2 protein-coding genes are annotated in these 1,878 nt (G+C 70.8%); one reads left to right on the top strand and one right to left on the bottom strand.

From position 1 onward, the window contains the following. Positions 1 to 40 precede the first annotated feature (40 nt). Complete coding sequence (locus ACFW22_RS35810) at positions 41 to 526, bottom strand: hypothetical protein (protein ID WP_386412969.1); 486 nt, start codon at positions 524 to 526, stop codon at positions 41 to 43. A gap of 182 nt (positions 527 to 708) precedes the next feature. Here ACFW22_RS35810 and sph point away from each other — a divergent pair, with 182 nt between their 5' ends. Continuing rightward, the gene (gene sph / locus ACFW22_RS35805) at positions 709 to 1,686 is read left to right on the top strand and encodes a sphingomyelin phosphodiesterase (RefSeq protein ID WP_386412971.1); all 978 of its coding nucleotides are present in this window, start codon (positions 709 to 711) and stop codon (positions 1,684 to 1,686) included. Positions 1,687 to 1,878: the final 192 nt, after the last annotated feature.

Raw genomic sequence — 1,878 nt, 5'->3', positions numbered from 1 at the left:
GCTGCGGCCCGGTCGACGGCCCCTTCCGTGGCGTACGGGATCAGGCGCGGTCGGCACCGACCGGCTCGCCGACGATGCGGGCCGCGAGGGCGTGGGCCCAGGCGTCGACGTCGGCGGTGAGCTCGCGCTCGGCCGCGGAACGCTCCTCCGCGATCTTGGCGGCGCCGGCGGCGAGGATCGCGTCGCGCTCGGCGATGCCCTCGGCACGGGCGGCGGCGATGGCGGCCGAGCCCTCCTCGGTGGCCTGGGAGCGGATGCGCGCCGCCTCGTGGCGGGCCTCGGCGAGCTCGGCTTCGTACTGCTCGCGGATCGCCGCGGCCTCGGAACGCAGGTCGTCGGCGCGCTCGGTGCCGCCGTCGATGGCGTCCTCACGCTCGTCCAGGGTGCGCTTGATCTTCGGAAGGACGGCCTTCGCCATGATGAGGAAGGTGATTCCGAACAGCACCGCGCCGAGGATGAGCTCGGCCCAGACGGGGTTGAGCGGACCGAGGTCGGTCGTGAAGACAGTGGAGTTCGCGAGGGTCATGCGCGCATTCTACCTGCTCCAAAACACAACAAATCAGACAGTGAAGCCAGAGTTGGCGTGATCTTGCGAGCGCGTCAAGATTCTCGGCATCCAAAGGCTACCGGAAGGTAACCGCGGCTGATTGTATGTGCGGCGCCAGTCCAACCCCCCACGTCTTCACGGGAGTTCACGTGTCGTTCGCCATGCTCCGCCGTGTTCCCGGCGCCGCGCTTTCACTCGCGCTCGCCGCCGCCACCCTGACGGTGGCCGCCCCGGCCGCCTCCGCCGCCCCGACCACGGCCGCCGAGGCCCCGCGGATGAAGGTGCTCACGTACAACACCTTCCTCTTCTCCAAGAACCTGTACCCGAACTGGGGACAGGACCACCGGGCGAAGGCGATCCCCGCCACCCCCTTCTTCCAGGGGCAGGACGTCGTCGTCCTCCAGGAGGCGTTCGACAACTCCGCCTCCGACGCCCTCAAGGCCAACGCCGCCGCGCAGTACCCCTACCAGACCCCGATCGTGGGCCGCGGCAAGAGCGGCTGGGACGCCACCGGCGGGGCCTACTCCTCCTTCACCCCCGAGGACGGGGGCGTGACGATCCTCAGCAAGTGGCCGATCGTCCGCAAGGAGCAGTACGTCTACAAGGACGCCTGCGGCGCCGACTGGTACTCGAACAAGGGCTTCGCCTACGTGGTGCTCGACGTCAACGGGACCCGGGTCCACGTCGTCGGCACCCACGCCCAGTCCACGGACCCGGGCTGTGCGGCGGGCGAGGCGGCGCAGATGCGCAGCCGCCAGTTCAAGGCGATGGACGCGTTCCTCGACGCGAAGAACATCCCGGCGGGCGAGCAGGTCATCGTCGCCGGCGACATGAACGTCGACTCGCGGACGCCCGAGTACGGCACGATGCTCGCCGACGCGGGCCTGGCCGGGGCAGATGCCCGCACCGGCCACCCGTACTCCTTCGACACCGCACTGAACTCGATCGCTTCCGAGCGCTACCCGAACGACCCGCGCGAGGACCTCGACTACGTCCTCTACCGCGCCGGGAACGCCCGCCCCGCCAACTGGACCAACAACGTGGTGCTGGAGCAGAGCGCCCCCTGGACGGTCTCCAGCTGGGGCAAGCAGTACACGTACACCAACCTCTCCGACCACTACCCCGTCACCGGCTTCTGACCGGACCGCCTCAGTAGGGGTACCGGCCGAAGAGGCCGTAGAGCCAGACACCGAGCACCGCGAGGACGCAGAGCATCACGAACAAGGAGCCGGGACTCGTGTGCCGGCCCTTCCCGGGGCGCCGGGCGGGCCCGGGGGGGCGGGGGCGCCCGGGCGGCCCCCCCCCCGGCGCCCGCGGGGGCCCCCCCCCGG

Origin of the sequence: Streptomyces sp. NPDC058872 (assembly GCF_042743065.1) — a bacterium.
Taxonomy (GTDB): domain Bacteria; phylum Actinomycetota; class Actinomycetes; order Streptomycetales; family Streptomycetaceae; genus Streptomyces.
Note: the sequence above shows the minus strand (reverse complement) of the source record. Positions and strands in the feature narration are given on the sequence as shown.